Source organism: Salinilacihabitans rarus, assembly GCF_024296665.1.
Classification (GTDB): domain Archaea; phylum Halobacteriota; class Halobacteria; order Halobacteriales; family Natrialbaceae; genus Salinilacihabitans; species Salinilacihabitans rarus.
Genome location: NZ_CP100762.1, coordinates 599,352 through 621,459, shown reverse-complemented (window position 1 = coordinate 621,459; position 22,108 = coordinate 599,352). Strand labels below are relative to the sequence as shown.

20 protein-coding genes and 1 CRISPR repeat array are annotated in these 22,108 nt (G+C 60.8%); of the genes, 1 reads left to right on the top strand and 19 read right to left on the bottom strand.

Features of this window, described 5'->3' with window-relative positions; translation table 11 throughout:
- Positions 1-2: 2 nt before the first annotated feature.
- Genes cas1 through cas6 form a run of 8 tightly spaced genes read right to left on the bottom strand, consistent with a single transcriptional unit; the run spans position 3 to position 9,239 of the window.
- A complete protein-coding gene (gene cas1, locus NKG98_RS03305; protein WP_254768248.1) occupies positions 3-1,007 on the bottom strand; it encodes a CRISPR-associated endonuclease Cas1 in 1,005 nt (334 codons plus the stop codon).
- Positions 1,004-1,612, bottom strand: coding sequence for a CRISPR-associated protein Cas4 (gene cas4, locus NKG98_RS03300; protein WP_254768247.1), 609 nt, complete (start codon positions 1,610-1,612; stop codon positions 1,004-1,006). Before cas4 ends, cas1 begins: the two co-directional genes overlap by 4 nt.
- Positions 1,609-3,708 carry a type I-D CRISPR-associated helicase Cas3' gene (gene cas3 / locus NKG98_RS03295; protein ID WP_254768246.1) on the bottom strand — a complete coding sequence of 700 codons (2,100 nt, stop codon included), beginning with the start codon at positions 3,706-3,708 and terminating at the stop codon, positions 1,609-1,611. Before cas3 ends, cas4 begins: the two co-directional genes overlap by 4 nt.
- A complete protein-coding gene (gene cas5d, locus NKG98_RS03290; protein ID WP_254768245.1) occupies positions 3,705-4,412 on the bottom strand; it encodes a type I-D CRISPR-associated protein Cas5/Csc1 in 708 nt (235 codons plus the stop codon). The genes cas3 and cas5d overlap by 4 nt, the downstream gene beginning before the upstream one ends.
- A 4-nt stretch (positions 4,413-4,416) precedes the next feature.
- A complete protein-coding gene (cas7d, locus tag NKG98_RS03285) occupies positions 4,417-5,412 on the bottom strand; it encodes a type I-D CRISPR-associated protein Cas7/Csc2 (protein ID WP_254768244.1) in 996 nt (331 codons plus the stop codon).
- Positions 5,412-5,852 carry a type I-D CRISPR-associated protein Cas10d/Csc3 gene (gene cas10d, locus NKG98_RS03280; protein WP_254768243.1) on the bottom strand — a complete coding sequence of 147 codons (441 nt, stop codon included), beginning with the start codon at positions 5,850-5,852 and terminating at the stop codon, positions 5,412-5,414. The genes cas7d and cas10d (NKG98_RS03280) overlap by 1 nt, the downstream gene beginning before the upstream one ends.
- Positions 5,849-8,377 carry a type I-D CRISPR-associated protein Cas10d/Csc3 gene (gene cas10d / locus NKG98_RS03275; protein WP_254768242.1) on the bottom strand — a complete coding sequence of 843 codons (2,529 nt, stop codon included), beginning with the start codon at positions 8,375-8,377 and terminating at the stop codon, positions 5,849-5,851. The genes cas10d (NKG98_RS03280) and cas10d (NKG98_RS03275) overlap by 4 nt, the downstream gene beginning before the upstream one ends.
- Entirely contained in the window at positions 8,370-9,239 is an 870-nt protein-coding gene (gene cas6, locus NKG98_RS03270; protein ID WP_254768241.1) for a CRISPR system precrRNA processing endoribonuclease RAMP protein Cas6, read from the bottom strand. Before cas6 ends, cas10d (NKG98_RS03275) begins: the two co-directional genes overlap by 8 nt.
- Positions 9,240-9,416: 177 nt before the next feature.
- Between cas6 and csa3 the strand changes: the two genes are divergently transcribed.
- The gene (gene csa3, locus NKG98_RS03265; protein WP_254768240.1) at positions 9,417-10,067 is read left to right on the top strand and encodes a CRISPR-associated CARF protein Csa3; all 651 of its coding nucleotides are present in this window, start codon (positions 9,417-9,419) and stop codon (positions 10,065-10,067) included.
- A gap of 111 nt (positions 10,068-10,178) precedes the next feature.
- A CRISPR array of direct repeats spans positions 10,179-11,543; the repeat unit is 37 nt; unit sequence GTCGCAGGAGTCAGAAAACCCAGCACGGGATTGAAAC.
- 203 nt (positions 11,544-11,746) lie between these two features.
- Here csa3 and NKG98_RS03260 read toward each other — a convergent pair.
- Genes NKG98_RS03260 through NKG98_RS03215 form a run of 11 tightly spaced genes read right to left on the bottom strand, consistent with a single transcriptional unit; the run spans position 11,747 to position 22,106 of the window.
- On the bottom strand, positions 11,747-15,553 hold the full coding sequence (locus tag NKG98_RS03260; RefSeq protein ID WP_254768239.1) for a glycine-rich protein: 3,807 nt from the start codon (positions 15,551-15,553) through the stop codon (positions 11,747-11,749).
- Complete coding sequence (locus NKG98_RS03255) at positions 15,554-16,714, bottom strand: hypothetical protein (protein WP_254768238.1); 1,161 nt, start codon at positions 16,712-16,714, stop codon at positions 15,554-15,556.
- 11 nt (positions 16,715-16,725) lie between these two features.
- Positions 16,726-17,385: a hypothetical protein gene (locus NKG98_RS03250; protein ID WP_254768237.1), complete on the bottom strand. Its 660-nt coding sequence runs from the start codon at positions 17,383-17,385 to the stop codon at positions 16,726-16,728.
- A 57-nt stretch (positions 17,386-17,442) separates the two neighbouring features.
- A complete protein-coding gene (locus NKG98_RS03245) occupies positions 17,443-17,643 on the bottom strand; it encodes a hypothetical protein (RefSeq protein ID WP_254768236.1) in 201 nt (66 codons plus the stop codon).
- A 33-nt stretch (positions 17,644-17,676) separates the two neighbouring features.
- Positions 17,677-18,807 (bottom strand): hypothetical protein, encoded by a 1,131-nt coding sequence (locus NKG98_RS03240; protein ID WP_254768235.1) that lies wholly within the window; start codon positions 18,805-18,807, stop codon positions 17,677-17,679.
- Positions 18,804-18,929, bottom strand: a complete 126-nt coding sequence (locus NKG98_RS18980) for a hypothetical protein (protein WP_256558458.1) — start codon at positions 18,927-18,929, stop codon at positions 18,804-18,806. The genes NKG98_RS03240 and NKG98_RS18980 overlap by 4 nt, the downstream gene beginning before the upstream one ends.
- On the bottom strand, positions 18,929-19,459 hold the full coding sequence (locus tag NKG98_RS03235; protein WP_254768234.1) for a hypothetical protein: 531 nt from the start codon (positions 19,457-19,459) through the stop codon (positions 18,929-18,931). Before NKG98_RS03235 ends, NKG98_RS18980 begins: the two co-directional genes overlap by 1 nt.
- A complete protein-coding gene (locus NKG98_RS03230) occupies positions 19,460-20,368 on the bottom strand; it encodes a phage tail tube protein (protein WP_254768233.1) in 909 nt (302 codons plus the stop codon).
- A 31-nt stretch (positions 20,369-20,399) separates the two neighbouring features.
- Positions 20,400-20,921, bottom strand: a complete 522-nt coding sequence (locus NKG98_RS03225; protein WP_254768232.1) for a hypothetical protein — start codon at positions 20,919-20,921, stop codon at positions 20,400-20,402.
- Position 20,922: 1 nt separating this feature from the next.
- On the bottom strand, positions 20,923-21,381 hold the full coding sequence (locus NKG98_RS03220; protein WP_254768231.1) for a hypothetical protein: 459 nt from the start codon (positions 21,379-21,381) through the stop codon (positions 20,923-20,925).
- Positions 21,378-22,106, bottom strand: a complete 729-nt coding sequence (locus NKG98_RS03215; protein WP_254768230.1) for a hypothetical protein — start codon at positions 22,104-22,106, stop codon at positions 21,378-21,380. Before NKG98_RS03215 ends, NKG98_RS03220 begins: the two co-directional genes overlap by 4 nt.
- Positions 22,107-22,108: the final 2 nt, after the last annotated feature.

Here is a 22,108-nt window from a genome sequence, read left to right as displayed (position 1 = left end):
GGTTATCGTACAAACGAAAATGAGTGATACTTGTCGAGCTCGCTAGTGATTGTCTTTCGCAAGAGAATTGCTTGCTGGCGAATTGCCTTACGTCGCGTGACGGTGTACTCAAAGTGTGGGTGGGTCAGTTCTTCTTTCATGAACTCGTCGAACTTCGCGCAGTAGGTCTTGAACGCGTCGCCGTTGAGTCGGTTGTCCTTCCGGAAGTCGTCGTGGGTAATCGTCCCTCGGTTGACTAGCCGCGTGACGAAGGCATCGCAGAAGATCGGTCGAAACTCCTCCTGGAGGTCCAATGCGAGTGATGGGCGGCCGTGGCGATCAGCGTGTAACACACCGAGAAACGGATCAAGATTATATTGTCGAAGTGCAGCCAGTACCTCGTTTTTCATGAAGACGTAGGTCAGTGATAACAACGAGTTGATGTGATCTTCCGGTGGTCGTTTTGTCCGTTTTTCGAACGTCCAGCCGTCGATGAGCGTCTCGTCGAGTCGCTGGAAGTATCGCTCTGCAGCTTCACCCTCCACGCCACGGATGTCGTCTTTCGTCGTCGCGTCCTCCACCCGGACACCAAGGTCCTTGAGGACATCCGTTCCGTACACGCCCTTCCGGGAGAGCAGCGTTCGTGCGTTGCGAACCTTCGCCTGAATCATCTGTCGAGCGATAGCGATCTCATCATCCCTCGAGAGGGCGTACTGTGCTCGACGGACCTCCGCGATTGTGTTCTTCTCAGGAACAAAGCTTCCTCGGTACTTCCCGTTCTCGGTGAAGTAGTTGAGGACGATCCCGTGTTCGTTTGCCTTCGCGACGAACGGCGTCGAGAAGTTGACCCCGCCGAAGACGTTGATTGTATCTAGCTGCTCGATCGGATATCCAGCTAATTTTCGGTCTTCATCTTCCTCGGCGTCGACGTTCCAGATCACGACCTGCCCCCCGTCGATCCGGACTTGGGTACCTTGTTTGGTCACGAAGATGACCGAATCCTCGAAGATCGCTTCTGATTCTTTCATTGCTGGTCCTCCCAGCCTGTGCCACGGACTTTATCATGTTCCATTCGGGCGGTTTCAGCCGGTAGGCAGTATTCGCGTGCAGAACAGCCGTCGCATTTACTCGGATTATCCGTGAATGGTGGGATCGAACTGACAGTCATCGAGTTGATGCGGGAGACGGTTTCTTCCACGGTTTGTCGATGGTTGTCCGAAATTCGGATCGCGTGTCGTTCGTCTGTCGAGTAGAGATAAATATATCCGACATTGACTTGCTCATCGATCGCAGACTCAAGCAACATACAGTATCCAGCCAACTGAACCTCATCACTCAGATAGTAATCCCCACTCTCGGCCCGTTTCCGCTCGACAGGGGTAAGCGAACCATGATCACTCTCGACGAGGTCAATCTTTCCATGCAATCCGAGCTCTTCCGATCGGAAGTACCGTTCCGTGGTCCAACCGCCACGGCGTGACTGGGTAGCGTGTTTCGATCGCCCGTCAACGAGCTCAAACGGCGAACCGATCTGATCGTGATATCGATGATAGTAATATCGTCGTGAACAATAAACGAACTCCTGTAACGCACTAACGTGCACGAGTTCATCCCTGAATCCCGATCCTATCATATGGAGTTAATAGATCCGGTATCATCCGTCAGCCGGTTCTTTTGTTCGAGAACGTGACAATGAAGGTAGAGAGCATCAGTTCCGATAGCGAGACTATGCACAGCTTTGTTCTGTACCTGAATCGGATAAAGGAAGAAAAAGTCGTCGAGGCCGTACTGTCGTTTCACGCGACTAGGAGAGCCACTAACAGCATAACACAGTAATCCTTCTTCTTCGTCGTCAACTCGCTCACCTCGTTTGCGAAGTCGTTCGTTGACCTTCGTGATTGAAGGAACGCGCGATCCAGTCCCATTCGGATCGACGTCGATTCGCAACCCAGATTTTGTCTGTGGTTTCCGTCCTGTATTCGAGGTCTGGTCCAGCCACGCGTTCAGCGTGCCACCCGTAAAATACACGTTGCGACCGTAACCTTCGTCGTTGGTCTGGATCGTCCCGTCGTAGATACAGAACCCGTCGACATATCGATGGCTACGGTCGATACTGTCTCTGTGTCTATCTGGAATGATCCGCTCGAACGTTCCGCGGTCGACGAATTCTACGTTGCCGTACCTAAGGAGGTAAAACAGGTCGTAGACGGTGACGTACTCTCTCGTCCGGTCGTAGACGAGTGACTGAATGCTATCTCCTCGGTACCACTGTAGTTTCGTCAGTACTCGCCAGTTGAGGGCACCGGTGAACGCCTCCATATCTCGGAGCGAAAACTCCGTTTCCGATCCGATGCCAAAGTGCCGTTTGATACGGTCAAGTGTCGATCGCTTGATCTCTTGCACTTCGTCTGGCGGAGCGTTTCGTAGCCGATCATTGAGGTGTTCGAACGCCTCTGCCGCTGAGTATCGTGCGTCGAATGTCTCGGGACGACGTGGTTCGGGGTATGCGTCGTCCAGCAACTCATCAAGTTCCTGTCGGGTAAGTGTCTCGCTGTCGTGGTTCGACAACATATCGGCAATCCCTGCTGGCACGTAACACCGGGCTTTCCGTAAACAGGTCTCCGAGCGCAACCGTCCGAGTCGCTGGAGAAAGCTATCCTTGTCATGACCGGCGAAGAGAATTCGGTCAACATCGAAGTCAATACCGACCTCAACGGCCGAATTGCTGACCAAAACGTCGAACTGATTGAGTTTTTCGCGCTTGTCGCCCCTGTCGAAGCCGTCAATCCGTTCAACGCGGCCGTCAAGCGTGTTCTGGAGCCACCTGTGGACGGCTTCGACCTCGTGAATACCGTCGAGCATGATGACCGTTCTGCCCCTGCGACAGAACGACAGCGTCTCCTCCTCATCGCTTTTGAGTGTCTCACCCGTGCCGAAGGTTGGCGCCGTTCGGACATTGAGTTCGATAGGTGGCATTACTCCGTACCAATCGTCGCCGGGTGGATCGGTGAACGATGCCAGTTCACAACAATTTTCTTTGGTGATCCGCACGTACGGTGCCTCCATCGCGTGTTCGAAAAGTCGTTCTTGGCGTTCGTCAGGTGTCGCACTAAGAAACGCCACCTTCCGGAGCGCGACGATCTCCTCGTCTTCCGCTTGCATCTCGTCAAGCAGAAAGCGAAGAGTGTTCTGCTCCTTGCGACCGGCTCGATGAAATTCATCGACGATCGCGGCTTCGAAGTCCTTGTATTCACGTGATCCTCTTCGATAGAGGTTGCGACGCATCATCACGAGAAGGTCTGGGTTCGTCAACAGGATACGCTGATCGTTGTAGCGTCCCTCCTGTTGAAGCCAGTCGTCAAGGACTCCTCCATGCGAATTAGGAGCGAACTGGTCACTCCTTTCAGCTAGCCTGTCCGCGGTCACTCTCAACACGGCAACGTCGTGATTTACTGCATCGTCGACTGCACGTTGGATGGCATCTTGCTGATCTGCAATGAGCGCGTTGGTGGGGTAGATCGCGATTGTGTCGAGTTGTTCGTCGAGGACTGGGGCCAGCCACGACGATGTTTTTCCACCACCAGTTGGACTATCGTTTACCGCGACAAATCGATCGCGTTCTTGAAATAACCACAACATTTCCCGCTGGTGGGCGAAGGGAGCGACGTCGAACGGATAGGGATGATCGTACGTTCGGAGTGCAACGCCGGCGAGATTGAGCGTTGTCATCGTTTGGTCGCGAGGAAGATGAGTCCGGCAGGAAAGTGAATAGGGTCGTTCTCGCCCCGGTCGATGCTGATGTACTCGCCGGTGTAATCGCCCTGCATCACGAGTGGCGTGGGCTTCATCGCCTTCGTAATGACATTACCCTCTGGAGGATCGGGATGATCGTACGCGCCGATCGGATGATTCAGTCTAAACTTTCCGGTTTGTCGGGTTGAAGGGCGTCGTTTGACATCGAGTCTGGCTTTCCCTCGTTTTTTGCCCAGCCTGACGTAGCTCGGCAACCGTCGTTCGAGGTCGGCTACCGATCGTCCGCGCGGGATGATGAAAAACCGGAGCGGCGTCCCGTGAGCGAGTGACCGTCGTCGCCCATATGAAGGCAGGTTCTGTTTGGCGTTCGGGTCATCTTGAGCCGAGTAGTTCACCTCCGCGTATTCGTCGCGCGTCGCATTGTAGGTGGTCGTCACGTAGTTCGGTGCGGCTTCGTCGGTTGGCGCAGCAGGCGAGACGTAGATGTCGGTGATATCCGCAGTGTCCTCGATATAAGTCGGTTCGTATGAGGTATCCACGTAGCGACCACTCGCGAGACCCAGCGCGTAGTAGAGAGCCGTGTTGAGGATGTACGGCTCCGTATCGGCCAGTCGTCCGACCTCTCGCGAGGTGAACGTGACTTCCCCGCGCGTCCGAAGAATCGCTTCGAGAACCTTCATGCCTTTACTCCGCCTGATCGAGGAATGTCCTCGAGTGTTCTCGCTGCTCTGCCAGCAAGTCGCCGAGCTCCTCGCTCGTCGCCTTATCGAGAATCTCGGCGACCGTTCCATCGGACACTCGTTCTAGGTCTAAGCCATCGGCGTCGATAGCGCCCTCAAACGCGGCCTGAACGTGATCTGCGGTGCGTGACGGATCGAGTGTTTCGGCCATCACCACGTCAGTAACCGAATCGTAATCGGTCCGTTCATCGTCTCGCAACCGCGAGATCGCTTCTCGCGTCAACTCTAGGTTCGCTGGCCCTTCTTCGCTCCCAACATACATGCCGAGAATTCGGTTATTGACTCGTCCGAGTCGGGACGTTGTCGCTCCATAGCGTTTGTTCTTGGCAGTAATTCCGAGTACGAACGCGACCTCTGCTGGAGTCGCGTCTCGAAGCGTCACGACGCTGGGAAACATCGTTCCGGGCTCGAAGAAGTCGGGTTCCCGGATCGTTGCCTCCGCGGATTTGGCGAAATCGTCACCGGGCGCATTCTGGAACTTCTCGTCAATTACGACGCTCGCGTCGCGTAATGAGTAGGCCGTGTCGTACATGACCCGCGAAGTGATCGAAATGTCGTTCCCTTCATTGTTACTCGCGGCGCTTCCATAGAGGATGCACTCAATGCAGTCTTGACACATCTCGTTAACTTGCATCGTACACTCGTCTTCGTCATCATCGAAGAGGTCGAGGTCGCGCTGTAGGGCTTTCCCGAAGCGTCGGTCGCTCCCGGTCTGTTTTCGCATGAACATGAGACCGGGAGCGTAGTCCTGAGGTCCATTAGTGGTACCGAGGGGAACAGTTGCGATGTCAGCGTCCTCTCCATTGGTCGTGAAAACTGCATGACTCTCGAGTTCACGAAGGACGAGTAGATTAACGAAATTGCTCCGAGGACGGAGCGTCATCTCGTCTGCGGGAACAGTACCAGGTTCAAGTTCGGGATAGGTGTCTTGGTCGATCATTAGTTGTCGGTATTTGCGGAGTCGTTTTCGAACTGTTCGCGCTGCAGCCGGAGCGTCGCCGCGTAGAACCCGTCTGCGAGATTGTTCGCCCGGCGCTTCAACCGCGACGGCTTGCCGTCGAACATCCCGATTAGGACCTCATCGACGAAGAATTCGGCATATCGTTCGACGCGCTCATTGTAAGCGCCACCGACATCACTGTCTTCGTATGGGACGCGATAGACCTGTTCACTTCGTTCGGGAACTTTCCCGACTCGACCGGCAACTGCATCGATCGCGTCCTGTCGGGAAATTTCAAGCGGTCCGAACTCTTTGACTGCCTTGACGCTCTCGCGGAATACACGTTCGATCGCGTACGGTTTGTCGTTTCCCGGCGCGGGCCGTATCACGTCGAACGAACGCGCTGCGAGTTCTGCAATTGTATCGCTTGTCTCTTTCATTTGTCGTGTATTTTGGTGGTGTTAGTTGTCGAATCTATACCAGTTTCCTGATCGAGCACCCGTGCTTCCTCCAGCAGATAGCGAGCGTCACTGCCATCATCGGCCTGCGCGATGCGCTTGAGCAGGTGTGATCCGGGGAGCAGCTGATTCCGCGTTACCCGGAGGAACTTCGCGAACAGCGCGTCGTTTCGCTTTTTATTGTTACTATCCATCGCTCCATACCCTAATTTGACAAGTGCTGACGCAGCTCGCAATCGGGATTCAACTCGCGACAGTGGTATTTCTGTGCTGTAGAAATCATGGACCTGTGTAAACCCGGCCCCAACGCGAGCGTACGTCTGGAAGTCTCGACCCCTGATGTCGGGGATCGGAGACTCCGAGACATATACTCGAAGACCGGCGTATGCTGCGACAGCAAGGGCAACATACACACCGAAGAACTGGAATTCCGCCTCGTTGTCTTGCGGTTTGTAGTACCCGAGAGTGCGAGCACCGTACTGCGTTCCCGGATTAAATCCCTGATCGAGCGTTTCAACCATCGGACGACCGCTTTCCTCATCGAAGAGCGCGTTCTCGAATCCCTCAACGTTCGCCGCCTCAGGGTCGTCCGTCAGCCACAGTATTGCTTCCGCCAGCCGTCCGAGTTCGATTTGGCTCTCCCCAGTAAATTCGCTCATGACGTCGCTGTAGCTACGCCACGATAGCGGTGTGTAGAAGTAATCAGGGATCAGGTGAACAAAGAGTCGACCCTCTTCTCTTTGAGATGCACCGGTTTCCCGTAACGAGAGTTCTATCTGACATGGAATACAAGTGAGCAGATTGTCGGGTTTGCCGGCATCCACTGGCACATGATTGGAATACCCCGCTTTGAGTGTTGTTAGTGACTTAGGGGTCTCGATATCGGCCTTTCGCGTACTCGTTGTACCACGGTTGCAAAGCACACACGTTTTCCCCCGCCGGGTATTATGATATTCCTCGAATGGGTCACTGAGGGTCTCGCTGCCTACAGCGATTGGACATCCATCGATAGATACCACGTCAGATAGGTACGCTGCGAGTTCTTCGCGTAGATTTCCGGCATGGAAGTCTTCGACGATCTCGGCCCAATTTTCAGCACGCCGACTGAGACCTGAATTGGCTCGTTCTTTCAATTTAACTGGATCGGTCAAATCTTCGTTGAGCAGAGCTTGTCCAATTCCGTAAGCATAGTCCCATCTTCCTCCGGCAGTCAAAGAGAAGTCTGACTTATCATTATCATCCTCTTCAGATGCTTTCAGCAACCCCTCAAGAACTTCATCAGAGATGGATAATATCTTACATGTTTCTTTCAGTTGAGAATCTGCATTATCTTCAATCAGTGGATCGACGAACGCACGCCGTACGGTATATACGAATCTTGCTATTCCGACTGGCCTACGCGTGCGTTCAATATTTAGTGGGATATATTCCTCAAGACTCTCCATCGTCTCTACCATGTTTTCGGTGGGCTCTTCATCTGGATTTGCGTCCGAAACAGATTTTTGAGCTACCGCAGCAAGCACGGTTTCTGCACCAGCGTAGAAGAAATCTTGATCATTGATCCCGTAGAAATCCTTCGCATATCGGGTAGACAGATTCGACCTAAGTTCGCTTGCAGACGCGAATGCGGAATGTGATTTCTGTGTATTTTCTTGAAGTTGCTCTAAAATTTCATCGACCAGTGTTTGATCTACCTCTGGCCGATTCACATCTTCTGGCGCGAGGTAGACGCATCCGTCCTGATAGATCGCCACCGGCTGATAGTCGAACGCGCCCAAGCGTTCGGAGACCGCCGCGTTCAGGAGATTCGTCAAGACCCCTTTCACGTCATCGATGACGTGGCAGCGGAGTTCAAATTCCGATTTGAGATAGGCGCGGTTGATCGCTGTCTGGACAGATTTAGTCGTTGCTGCTTCGGGTGTGTCACACGATGCAAATGCGTCCGCAACTCGTACGAACGGACGCAGATCGTCGAACCGGCGCGTCGTCTGGTCGTAGTTGGCCGTCCAGTCGTCATGGTGGTCGATCGCACATGATCGGAAATCCTTGGTAGTCAATTCCGGCGCAAAGTCGTCGAGTCCAAACGCTTCGACGTACTGTTGCACTTCCTTAGCCGAAATGTCGAACCGGGATTCGGGGTCCACGTCACGCTCGGAATTGAGCTTGTGGATATCGTGGATCGTGAACAATGCGATCGTAGCTCGCAGATCTGCTTCGTCAAGTGTGTATCCGCCGAGCGATCGGGCGGCCTCATTCAACTGTGCGAGTACGAATACACCGTTCCTGACATGGTTGAGTAATGACTGGTCCGTTTTCCCCAACTCAACACTCTTCGCAGCCTCGAATCCCCACCCAGTGTCGACGATTCTAGGATCGACGGATGTCCGGAAGTCTTCCAGCACCGTCTCCTCCACCGATCGCTCGACTTCGGTCCCGCCGCCCGACTGTGGACGGAGATTTCCGAGGATTGAATCGAGGACGTCCTCGTCCGAGCGGTCGTCAGTCATCGGAGATAGTCACCTCCACGTCTCCACACCCTCGCGCGACGGCACTTCCAACACCTGAGTACTTCCCGAACAGCGCAAGCGTCGTTACGGCGTTCTCTACCGCCTCACTCGCGTCCTTGAACTCGTACTCACACAGGCCGGTGAACCCTTGCTTCATGATGCTTCGGGTCTCCCTATCGTCGGTTTCACCGCGACTCACCAGTACCGAGTGGGTGTCGTAGCGATCAGGATCGGGTTTCTCAAGCACGTTTCCGGCAATCTCCTCCTGTGAGAGATCCAACTCGAGTTCCTCGGGTGCGGTCCGGTTCCACTTTCCGAGTAGCGAGGTAAACACTGGAATCCGATGCGGGAACATCGTCGTCACGTCGCCGGCTTCCTCGATGCAGGTCGGCGTCTGGAACCGCATTTCGAGCGTCGGATCGTCCACGCGTGATGCACGTCCAAGGATCTCCTCGTGGGTCTCGTTCTCGCTTTCGAAGGTCTCGACGTGGAGCAACCCGTGGGAAAGTTCGAGCGAGTTACCCTCGAGGACGACGGCGTTGACAAGCGCCTGGAAGATTTCGACATCCGACGGGTCGACGATGCCGAGCGAGAGCCGGTATTGCTCACCGTTCCGGACAGACTTGTGATAGGGACGGTTGCTGTTCCCGAATGGACCGAGTAGCCCACTGCTGTGGACACTCCCCAGAGGCGCGTCGTGGACGCGCTGGCTCACGTCGGCGTCAACCGAATCGAGGGCATCGAGCAAGGCACCATACACCGAGTAGCCGTCGGAGTATGGCACTGGAAACGTCGACTCGGCTCGAAGCGTCAAGTCGACGCGCCGGAGTGCTGTTTGCGGTCGGGCGTGCTGCGATGACACGGCACTCTCTACCGACCGGGAGGTGATAAAGATATCGGAGATTAGATATTTCTTGTACAGCGATGAGACTAGTACCGGTCAGTTGCACCGCGACGAAGTGAGGGACACCGACGGACCGAGTCGCTGACCGTCGACCTGTCGGTACACCTTTAGTCGCTCTCCACGACGAATTCAGCAATGCGGACGTACGTGTCGACGCTGGGGTTTGACGAGACGCGGGTTACGCGACCAGTGTTGCGTAACGGACTTGAGGACGGCGACGTCGTTCGACTGTTGCGGCCCGAAACGGAGCGTGAAGACGATCGTGCAATGGCTGCGGTCGATCATGTGCGAGAGACGCTCCAGAAGATCACGCCGGGCGTGAAGGTTGCAGTTGAGCGCATCGATACGAGCGACGTTCCCGACGCGGTGCAACAGTGTGGTGCGATCATTGACGACGCCGACGGTTCGGTGATCGTCAATTTCGGCGGTGGAGCACGCGAGGTGTTCCTTCCGCTCTCGATGGCTGCCACGATGTATGCTCACCGTATCGAACAGGCGTTCCAGTACACCGATATCGACCAACAGGTGGCGGAGATTGAGCTTCCCCACCTTACCGCAACAATTCCTGAGCATGCACGTCCGACGTTACGGGCGCTCGCGATGGCTGATCAACAGCTATCGATCTCTGAACTCACCAGTAAAACTGATCACGACTCGAGTACGATTGCCCGGCACGTCGCCGTCCTCGAGGACGACGGTCTGGTCACGACTCAAAACAGTGGGCGAGCAAAGTACGTCGAGGTAACACCGACGGGGTGGTTGCTCTCGGAGGTTACTCGAGAATAACTCTTCGTCAACCTTTTTGAACCCTGTGTACAGCCCCGGTCCACGAACTGCTAGCCGAAAATGATGTGATGATAGACGTTTATAGTTTGCATAGACGTATTTCGACCCCCAGTCGCAGGAGTCAGAAAACCCAGCACGGGATTGAAACTCGTCAACAAACGGTTCGTCACTGTCCGGCACGATTGTCGCAGGAGTCAGAAAACCCAGCACGGGATTGAAACACCATTAAGATTCACCGGGATCAATGCAACCGATGTAGTCGCAGGAGTCAGAAAACCCAGCACGGGATTGAAACAGCTCGTCCGGCTCGTCGACCGCCGGGAGCCGCGTGTGTCGCAGGAGTCAGAAAACCCAGCACGGGATTGAAACAACTCTCCTATAATCAGAGCGGCGACGACAATCGCGGTCGCAGGAGTCAGAAAACCCAGCACGGGATTGAAACGAAGTTGCCGTCATCGTCGCGCTGCTCAGTGTCGAAGTCGCAGGAGTCAGAAAACCCAGCACGGGATTGAAACAGTTCGAGGTCGAATGCGACTCGGTTAACATCCTCGTGTCGCAGGAGTCAGAAAACCCAGCACGGGATTGAAACCGGTCGAGTAACTCGGTCTCGTCGTGGCCCCACTCGTCGCAGGAGTCAGAAAACCCAGCACGGGATTGAAACCCACACCAAAACGGCGAGGAGCGCCCGTGTGAGTCCGTCGCAGGAGTCAGAAAACCCAGCACGGGATTGAAACAGACTATAGTAACAGTCGGTCGCCCACGTCCGCCGAAGTCGCAGGAGTCAGAAAACCCAGCACGGGATTGAAACGATCTTGTCGGGATGCTCGCGGAAGTCATCCGCGAGGTCGCAGGAGTCAGAAAACCCAGCACGGGATTGAAACCTGTCGGAGTTGACCGAGACGATCGTGGTCACTGATTGTCGCAGGAGTCAGAAAACCCAGCACGGGATTGAAACGCCAGACCGTCGCCACCAACGACGTCCCGACGATGTCGCAGGAGTCAGAAAACCCAGCACGGGATTGAAACGCCGGCCTCGTGAAAGACGAGAGCGACGCCGAGGCGGTCGCAGGAGTCAGAAAACCCAGCACGGGATTGAAACTCATCTGGGGGTTCGACCTGCCGTTCGGAGGTGACCGTCGCAGGAGTCAGAAAACCCAGCACGGGATTGAAACAGCCTCCAGTGCTCGCGAACGGGTCAGCGAGTCCATGTCGCAGGAGTCAGAAAACCCAGCACGGGATTGAAACCGGCCGGCGTCGGTCGGTCGATAGGCGTTCGTCCGCTCGTCGACCGGCTGTCGCAGGAGTCAGAAAACCCAGCACGGGATTGAAACTAGCTGTTCCCGGCCCCGACAACGAACTTATCGCGGAGTCGCAGGAGTCAGAAAACCCAGCACGGGATTGAAACTAATCGTAGCTGATGCCGCCGTGACTGTGGCTGTGTCGCAGGAGTCAGAAAACCCAGAACGGGATTGAAACGGGCGATTGGCGGTGTATCTACCGGCCGCGTCGGTAGGTCGCAGCAGGGAGAAACCCAGAACGGAATTGGAACCCGTCAATGTCCAGAAGGCGGTTTAGGCGACCGCCCGTCTCACTAAGCAGAAAGCCTTGGTAGGTTGAATCAGTAGACCAATTCGCCTATCGCCGTACTGTTCGCAATTGTAGCGCTTTGTTACGATTGATCAGACCCGCTCGCTCGCCGTCTCGACCGTCGAGCGGATCTGCTCGATCGTCTCCCGGACGCGCTCCCGCGAGCCCAGCCGCAGCGAGAGGCGTTCCGGTGAGACCGTCAGGTCGTAGACGCTCATCGCCTCGCCCGGGACCCCCTCGAGATCGAGCGCCTCCAGGAGGCCGTCGAGGGCCGCGCTCGCCGGAATCTCGACGTCTGCCTCCCAGCGGGGGTCGGCCGCTGTGTCGACGATTAGTTTCGCCGCAAGTTCGCAGCCGCGTTCGGTCGTGATCCCGGAGATCGTGGCCGTCCGATCGTAGCGCGGGTCGCCGTCGTAGGCGTCGGCCTCGTAGGTGCCGGAGACCTTGTAGTTGTACGAAATCTCGATCTCCTGCCCGTCGGTGATGCTCCCGTCGGCGAGGAACGTGATCGTCCCGGTCGTGTTCTGGATCGTGTAGTCTTGAAGGTATTCGAACCTCTCGCCGCTGTCGGCATCTCGGACGGTCTCAGTCCCCGAGATGAGGTTCGTGTGCTCGAGTTCGATCGACGTCCCCAGGTCGGCGGTGATCGTCTCGGTCTCCGAGCGGCCCCCACCGAGAACGGTCGCCCGTAAGGTGCGATCGCCCCGTTTCGTCACCGAGTAGTTTGCGAGCGAGGGTGCCTCGGTGCTCGAGCGCTGGCCGGCCTGCGCCCAGTGGATCTCGGTGCCGTTGGCGTCGCTATACCGCACTTCGAACAGCGAGTCGGACTGCTCGGCGATCTCGACCAGGACGTCCAGCAGGTCGGTATCCCAGCTCGCGTTGACGACCAGCGGCGTGTCGTCGCCGTCGAACGACAACTCGTAGCTCTCGACGCGCTGGGGCGCATAGCCATACCGGGGTGACTGACTCCGGACGCCGTCCGGTTCGTAGCCGTCGAACGTCACGCGCGCCCGGAGACTGGCGCCGAGGGCGTCGAAGTCCGTCGAGACGGACGTCGCGTTCGTCACCTCGGTCCACGACCGGCCGTTGTCGTTCGAGAGCGCGATCGCCTGCGCGCCCGACGTATCGGTCCACGTGGTGTCGAGATACCCCGTCGTGACCGAGTAGACCGTCTGGGCATCGTCCGACTCGACCGTCACCGGCTTGTAGTCTACCGGCTTGTCGAGTGCCTTGCCGTCGGTCAGTTCCCCGTTCTCGTCGAAGTCAGTGCTGTCGTAGTATCGCATATCGTGGAGCGAGGCGGCGTCGAAGTAGATCAGATCGCCATCCCAGTAACACTCGACTTCGAGTCGGTACTCGCCCGGTGGGATGTCGCCGCCGTCCCACCCAGTGTAGTCGACGTCGTCGAACTGCGTCGAATCACCGAACCAGCCGGGGCTGCTGCCGTAGCCGATGTCTTCGAACGTGGCCTTGCCCAACGATGTACCGTCAGAGTCGTCGACGACGTGGACGCGAAAATACGCCGGGCTTGAGCCGTCGGCGCTGACGCGCGCCGCGATCCCGACCTCGCTCGCCGGGATCGTGTACTCGACGGAGAACGAGGTCGATTCGAGCCCGTCGCCGCTGGCACTGAAGGTGTACGTCTCGCCCATCGAGTAGATCGGATCCGAGATGTACCCCGCGTTCCCGGACAGATAGAACTGGGTGTCGCGGAGGAAACTGGTCTGCGCGTTCTCGAAGCCGCCGTCGCGGAAGACGACCGGCGTCGTCGCCTTGGGCGAGAAGACCTCTGCGAACTCCGTCCCTGTCGAGGCACTCTGGAGCGGTTCGTCGACCACCTCGTCGACGGCGGGGGCGTCGACGACCGCCGCGTATGACGTCTCGGTCGTGATAAGGTCGTCGGCGAGCGTGTGGGCGGCCTCCTGGTCGACGTCGCGCTGGATCCGGCGTTCGAGTTGCGTCCCGCCGACGCCGACGAGTTCGGCCCGCCCGGGCTCGATGACGACGTCGCGGAGTTCGTCGATCGGCTGGCGCTCCCCATCCCGGTAGACCCGCATCGGCGCGCCCTCGTACGACTGGAGCGCGTAGGCGTCGTCGCGCGGGATCGGGATGCGGGCTCGCGGGAGGTCGTTCACCCGCGGTTCAAGCCGGGCGCCGTCGAGGATGCGGGGGGTGAGCGTCTGGCCCGAGGGATGGTCGAGTTCGACGTGCCAGCCCCGCGGTGGCGCCGCCGACTGCGCGAGGCCCGCCGACGCGGTGGTGAGCGTGAGACTCGTATCGGCGTAGACGTACTGGGTGACCGCGCGGACCGTGTAGGTGAACTCGCGGTCCGGGTAGAGCCCGTCGGAGTCGTCGGTATAGCTCTCGGTCACCGTATCGAGCGTCGCGATCAACTCGCCGTCCTCGGGGTCGTCGTAGACGCGGTCGCGCTTGCCGTCTTCGCGCCGCCGCCAGATCTGTTGGCTGCCGTCGAAATTGGATTCGACCGTCCAGCCGAGCGTCACCGAATGCTGCCCGATTGACGTCCCCTGGAGGCCCGAGGCGGGGATGAGTGCTGTGATCTCGGCGGCCGTGTGCCATGCGCCGGTGACGTCGGCAGTCTCCGAGCGGATGCCGACGTCGTACTTCTCCCCGTCGAGAACGTTGGTGATGACGTACTCGAGTGGATCGGCGTCGAACGGGACCGTCGCCTCGTTCGCCGCGTCGTACGTGCTGTTGACCGACCGCTTCCACCGGATGCGGTACTGGCCGGTGTTGAGCCCGGCGTCGAACTCTTCGGCGAGGAGTTCGCCCTGGACGCTCCCATCGAGGACGAAGCCGTCGACGTCCGGGAGGGTCGTCGTCCCGCTGGCTTCGTTTGACTGGTCGGTCGAGCGACTGCCGTCGATCTCGACGTACGAGACGATGAGATAGTGGTACGTCGTCCCGTTGTTGATCCCCGTGTCGGTGTAGGAGACGGTCCCCTGCGGGAGGTCGGCGACGAGCGTATCGGTCGCGGGATCGACGGGTGACGACATCGAGCGGTAGATCTCGTGGCCGTCGACGTCGGGGTCGGGCTCGGTCCACGAGAGGTCGACCTCGGTGTCGCGTGTCGCGTCGACGGAGAGGTCGCTCGGTGCCGTGACCTCGATGTCCCACTCGATCGTGATACTCCCGTCCGTGCCGTCCGCGTCCACCGATCCGCCCGCCGACCCAGCGCCGGTCGTCGTCGTCGCGCTGGTGAGGTCGTCGATGTACGCCGACCCGCCACCGCCGCCGCCGGTCGTCGTAGCTCCGTGACCCCCGCCGCCGCCGTACCAGCCGCCGCCACCGCCAGCGCCGCTGTAATCCGGATACACCACGTCCTCGCCAGCACCACCCGCTCCGAACACCCCGTCGTCCGCGCCGGGCTCTCCAGCGCCGCCCGAAGTCTGGGTACCACCCTGACCACCGCCAGTGGAGCCGAAATGGTCGCCGCCGGCATTGCCCTCAAGTCCGCCGCCGTCACCGCCACCCCCTGTATCAGCAGACTCCGCCGCATTACCGGCACCGCCGCCGCCACCCGCGACCGCGACACGATCGTCGAGCGTCGTTCCGCCGATGCGGATGTCACTCGCCCCGCCGCCTGAAGCACTTCGTCTGGCCGACTGTCCATCCGCAGAGCCAGCGCCAGCGCCACCGTTGAACGTACTGCTCTTTGATTCCGCTTTACCCCCCTCGCCGACTCGGATCGTGAGAGTTTGACCGGCGGCGAGGCTGTCGGGGAGGTATCCTTCGGCGTACCCACCGTCACCACCGCTATCATGGCCGCCACCACCACCGCCCGCGCCGTTGAGTTGAACCCAGATGTTCGTCGCGTTCGGGTGGAGATCGAGCGTGTACTCGCCTGACGTATCGTACGTTTTGGAGAACTCCGCCATCTACCGCCGCACCTCCGAGCGGGGGACGAGCGTCTTCGCCGCGTTCGGATCCGTAATCGACGAACTGGCGATCGACGACAGCCACGTCTCCAGATCGGTCGGGATCGGCCCCGTCTCGTTCTCCGGGATCGAGAACAGCACCTCGTCGTAGCCCTTCGCGACGATCGCGTTCAACGCGAACAGCGAGCCGTCGACGTCGAACAGCAACTGGACGACGTCGCGCACCATCGAGACCGCCGTCAGGTCGACATCGAGCAGCGTGACCGTCGCCGGCTGGGTGCCCGCGAGGCCCGTGTCCGACCAGACGCCGTTCGTATCGTCCCACATCTCGGCGCTCATCGTCCCCGCGGTCTCGTCCGGACGTAGCCGCAGCAGGCCGTTATCGAGGACGATCTCGTTGGTGATGTCGTGGCCGGTGGAGTGGATCGTCTGCCACTGGCGCGGGCCCTGACTGCCGTCGCCCGTCGTCATGAACTTCTCCGCGTTCCCGCGCGTGTCGTAGGCGCGCACGCCGGTGCGGACGTCGTCGGCGTAGCTGACGTCGTAGATGAGCCACGGGTCGCTGACGCCGACCGCGGCCTCACCGTCGGCTAGGTCGTAGACGTCGACGTCAAGCGGCTCGGCCGCCCGCGTCTCGAGGGTGGTCGCCTGCGCGATGGCCTTTGACTCCGGATCGAACCAGCGGACCTTGCTCGCCGTGGTGGGCACGGCGACGAGCGCCTGCGTATCGGTCCCGAACTCGTGATCGAGTTGGCGCTGGGTCGGCTCGATCGCCCGGAAGTGCCGGCCACGTGCGCCGGCGTGAGTCAGCGAGAGGGTGTATCGCCAGACGCTTCGGTCGTTCGCGTGCAGCGGCGCGACGTCGGCGCTGGCGATCTCGTAGTAGCCCGCGTTCGGGTAGCCGCCGCTGCGGCGGTACAGCGGGAGCGCTCCAGTCGAGGCACCCGACAGTTCGTCGAGTTCGGTCGCGAGCATCGTCGAAACGTCCTCGCCCCAGCGGTACTGGCCTTCGAGCGTGAGGTCGGCTGCCTGCGAGGCGATCGACTCGACCATCGCGCTGTCCTCGTCGAGCAGACCCGCCTCGGCGAGTTGCTGGCCGAGGCGGTCGCGTTCGTCCGTTGCTGCCGACTCGGGGAGCGGGCTGTTGTACAGGTACTTCATGGGTCAGTGGGTCAGAAGTCCGGGATCAGTTCGGCGAGGTCGTCGAGGCCGTCGTTGATCGCACCCTGGAGGTCGACGTCCGGGAAGACGGCCGTCCATTCGAGTTCGAGTGTCACCTCGATCGCGCCCGGGTCGTCCGGGTCGTAGGTGACCGTCGCCTCGGTGATCGCGACCGGCAGCGGCTGCCCGAAAACGCCGGCCTCCGTCGAGTGTGAACCGTCGGTCCACTCGCCGATGTGGAGTCGACAGCCGCCGCGGCTATCGCTGCGGCTCTGCGTGACGTACCACTCGAAGACCTGCTTCATCGCCACCGGGTCGGCGCCCGTCGCGTCGGTCTTCGCGATGTCGTCGGGGTTGGTGGGATCGGTCGAGCCGTCACCCCACTGGGCGCCCTCGGCGCCGGCTTTGAAGCTCAACTGTTCCTGGTAGCCGCCGGCGCCGCCGTCGACGTGGTAGCCCTTGCGATCCTCGAGGTCGGCCTCCTCGACCTCGTCCGGGAGGAGGTCGACGCCGATGTCGTACGCCTCGCGGAGGTACTGCCCGCGGTTGCTTAGGAGGTACTGCTTTTGGACCGTCCCCGTATCGGTGAGGTCCTCCTGGAGTTCGAAGACGCCGGTCGTGCTATCGTCGAGGTCGATCTCGAGGACAGCCGTGTCTCTAAGTCCGGGCATGAGTCTCGGTATGGAAAACGGGGCCGCAGTGACCGCGCGGCGACGGGGATCGGGAGGCTACTCTGGCGTATCGGGCGCAGGGTCTTCTGTCGGCCGCCAGGTAAGCAAGAGATACATCCCGACCGAGACCGCTGCGACCACCACGAAGGCAACGACACCGCCGCCGATATACGCTGTCACGATGCCGAAAAAGACGACCGCGAGTGCGGCGAGTAACAGGCGGCGAACCCAAACGAGTGTGGTCACGCTGACGTTCATAACTGGCGCCTTGTTTGCCTGCGCTCATAAATATCACCGCCGCGTAAGTTGCCGTTCGAGATCGTCCACGTCCGACTGGACAGCGTCGATCTCGCTTTCGAGTTCGTCGTACGCCGAGTCCAGTTCGCGTTCAAGCTGAGAGATCGCGTCGGCGACCCCGCGGAGTTCGTCGACGATCAGCTCCGTGTTGAACGTCTGCGTGACGTTGATGGTCGGCACTGCCGCCCTGCCTTGGCCGCTTGGCTGCCCACCTAGCGAACCACCGCCAGAGCCGGGCGACCCCATCCCGATGCCCGGGATGTCCCCGAACGGCTCGAACCAGTCTTCTGTCTCGGCATCGATGTCGCCGAGGATACCGACACCGGGAACGCGTCGCAGTTTCTCATCTCGAAAGCGCTGCCACGCTGAAGGTGACGCTGAGTCGCCAGCGGCAGGTTGGCCGTTGGTCGCTGTGCGGACCGACATGTCGACCGGAATCGACTCAGGAGCGTCGACCGAGATCGGATCGATCTCTTCGACCGGGAGCGGGTCGACGTCTTCGACCGGGATCGCCTCCGGTGCGTCCAGCGGGATGTCCTCCGGGTGATCGAGCGGGACGTCGTCCGGATGGTCGAGCGGAATCGAATCGGGATGCTCGACCGCGAACGGACCGGGGTCCTCGACCGGGAGCGCGCCCGGCTCCTCGACGGCGATCGGCACCCAGTCGGGTTCCTCGATCGCGAAGTCCTCCGAGAGCGCCTCGCCGACGGCGTCCCCGACGGCCGACCCCACGGCGGCGCCGATGCCAGTCGCGAGGCCGCCACCGATACCGCCGGCAGCGCCGCCGGCGCCACCGAGCAACCCACCGAGGATGCCACCGCCGAACAGTTCCGACAGCATCCCGCCATCGCCGCCGACCTTGTCCTCGATCGCGTAGGCGACCTCGAGCAGTTCCTCGAGGTCGTCGGTCCGCTGGATCTCCATCCGGTACGAGCGACGCGCACGCCGGCGCTGGCGGCCGCTGGCCCCGCCGTCGGTCGCCATCTCCGGCGGCCGCCCGCCGGCACCCGCACCGGGCTGAACCGCGGCGTCGCCGACGGCCTCCTCGATCTGCTCGCGGACCCGCCGGAGGTCGCGTTCGCGAACGACCAGGCCGACGGTCGCCTCGGTTTCGAACTCGCTCATCGAAGGCCACCTCGGGCGGCGTCGAGCATCGCGAGCAGGCGGAGGTCACGGACGGGGTACTCGCGGGCCTCGCGCGGGTCGTGCCCGTTGCGCATCGCGACCGCGAGCAGGTAGTCCGTCATCACTCCTCGGTCTGGCTCTGTTCCGCCTGTTTCTCCGTTAAGAAGCGCGCGAAACTCCGCTCGTCGTTCCAGTTTCCCACCGCACTCAACTCGTCGATCTGGCTTTCAGCCCAGCGACCGAACGCGAGGGCGTCGATGGTCGCGACGTTCGCGACCGTCTCCTGGAGCGCCGCGTCGGTCGGGTTCTCCGGGTCGTGTTCGAGGTAGGGCGCGTCGTACGTCCCGAGGGCAATCTGCCAGATGCGCTCGGCGCCGGGCTTCGAGCCGCGACCGTCGAACTCGTCGGCGATGCGGGCCTCGTCGCCCAACGTGAGCGCCTTGAACGTGAGCGTCTCGACGTCCCACGCCTCGAGCGCCCACCCGATGCCGCGGCGGTGGGTGTCGAGGCGGTTGCCTCGCGCCCGCAGTGTCTGGTAGAGGTCCGTCGACGGATCGAGATCGACCATCCGGTCGGCGATCTCCTCGCACGCCTCGACGAGGCGGTCGGCCTCCTCCTCGAGGACGACTTCGCGTGTCTCGGGTTCGGCCATTTAGACCACCGCGACGTCGGCGACGTGGTACTCGACGGCCTCGGACAGGTCCTCGTCGGGGTTGACGAGATCGTTCCAGCCGTAGGACGTCGGCTGCAGGCCCGTCAGATCGTAGCTGATCGTCGTGCCCTGGCCGTTCTGGAACGAGAGGCTGCCGGAGACCTTGCCGATGGTGTCCTGCGGGGTCGTCGCGCCACCGTAGGCGGCCTGCAGCTGGGCGTTCTCCGTGAACGTCGCATCGGTCGAGAGCGACGGCTCGATCGCCCCGACGACCGCGTCGAACGGATGCCGGGACTGTCCCCGACGGAAGCGTGCCAGCCCGGACAGCGACAGCGACGCCGTCTGCATGAGCGTCTGGTCGACGGCGTCGACGGTGAGGTCGGCGCCGTGCCACGTGAAGACGTCGGCGTCCGAGGGCTGCGTGATCGACGACGGCGCGGTGACGTCGTCCGGTTCGTCGCCGTAGAGCATCGTCAGCTCGACGGTGACGTCGGCGCCCTGCTGGTAGTTGATCGTGGCGTCGACGACGATCGCCCCAGTGGGGGTTCGCGCCTCGTTGCCGTCGACGTGATCGACGCCGAAGTACCACGTCGACGAGGGCGCCGCCATCGGACTCGACGGGAGTGCGGTGCCGCCGTCGGCGAAGACGAGGTCGTGGAAGTTGTCGTCCGTGAGGGTGAACGACACCGAGGCGGCGCCCTCGAAATTGCCCTCGCGAGAGCCAGCCGGCGTCGGATCGTCCGGCTGGCGGATCCGTTCGAGGGCGTTCTCGACCGAGAGGTCGCCGACGGTGACGTCGACGCCCGGCTGGTACCACTCCGGCGTGCCGTCGCTGTCTTCGTCGACGAGCGACCCGCCGTAGGTCTGTTCGAGCGCGTACGCCACGGTCGCAGAACCCGCGCCGGTCATACTGTACCTCCGTCAGTGGTAGTGTATCGAATCATGAGTCTGGATTGCTGTAGCCGACGAAGCGGACGTCCCAGTCCCGTCGGAAGTAGTCGCGATGGTCGTGACTCTGGTCGGTCTCGTTCTCGACGAACAGCGAGTGATAGGCGACGGAACCGATCGCGTCCTGGTCGACGTCGTTGATCGTCGGATACGAACGCTGCGCTAAGAGAGCGTGCTGGGCGTAGCGGACCAACTGCTCGACGTCCGCGGCCGAGTCGACATGACCCCACTCGCCACCCCGGGACGTCAGGCCCTCGAAGCGAACACTGACGACGGTCTCGACGCGGTTGCGGTACTCGGTCCCGGTTGGCGTTGGCGAGCGCGAGCCCAGTGCGGCGCCGATCGCCGAAGCCTTCGAGAGGTCGAGCGATCGTGTCCGCTCGCCGGTCTCGAGGATCTCCGGCTCGTCGCGGTTGATGCGGTAGAGCAGCGGGTCGCCGTCATCGTCTGCTGGCCAGCTGCCCGGCCATCCGGTCTTGATGGTGTCGAGGACCCAGGTGACTTCATCCTGCACGTCAGCTCACCTCCTGGCGGAACTGTTCGAGCGCGTCACGGATCGCCTGCGACTCGGGGATGCCGCCCGTCTCGCTCCCCCAGTTGACCTTTTGCCTGACCATCAGCGGGTCTTCGCCGTGCTGCTCGACGACGTCCGCCGGGGCGTCTTCCCAGATGAACGCGAGCAGGGGCGATCCTTCGATCGTATGCGGCTCCACTCCGAACTCAAATAGCGCTGACAGCCCCGGCCACTCGATCCGGAGCGTGACGCCGTCGCCGTCGCGCCCGACGAACGGGCCCTCGGCCTCCTCCCAGACGTGCTCGATGTCGTAGCCGTTCCGAGAGGCGTAGGCCTCCCAGTTCTCGCGGGCGGTCTCCTCGAGTGCCGGCCCGAGGTCCTCGCGGAGGCGCTGCTCGATGTCGTCGAGGACGGCCTCGCGGAGCTTCGCCTCGAAGCCGCGTTCGAGGTCGAGGCTCATCGGCTGTCCTCGTGGATGCCGAGGAGTTCTTCGGCCTGTCGTTCGAGTGCCTTAAGTTTCGACTCCGCTGGCACGAGGTTGCCGTTGTCCGGGATGCCGAGGGCGGTCTCGTCGTCGGTGAGCAGCTGCGCGGCTGCCTTCATCGCGACGGCGCGCCGGACCGTCTTCGTGGTCCCCTCGATGCCGTATTCGTAAGTCGCAACCACCGCGTTGCGGTAGTCCGTGACGTCTTCATCGTCGAGCGACTCCGTGTCGAGGTAGAGCGTTGTCCAGCCGTCGGCGTCGTCGACCTGGAGGAAGTAGTCCTCGCCGCGGCCCTCCGTGTGATCGCTTGAGGCAACCCAGTCGTCGAAGCCGCCCGCGTTGTTCAGCACCAGCAACTCGGTCAGCTGGGTGACGTCTCGCCGGAAGAGCGAGACCGGCGTGTAGGAGCCGATCCGCGTCGAGGGCGTGATCTCCTCGTCGGCGAACATGATCGTCCCCGTCGAGATATCCTGCTCGTCGGATTCGTGGACCAGCGGCGCCGTCGGGATCAAGCCGTCGGTGTCCTCGTCGAGGCCGGTCGGCTCGTACCAGTGGCGGTTCGTCTCCTCCTGAAGCCACTCGGTCTGGGCGGTGATCGCGTCGATCGCGATCTCGCGGTCCTGCGCGGCGTCGCCTGGAAGGTCGGCCGCGCGCAGCGCTCGCCGGAGGTCCTCGACGGTGCAGTAGCCGACGTCGGCCATGG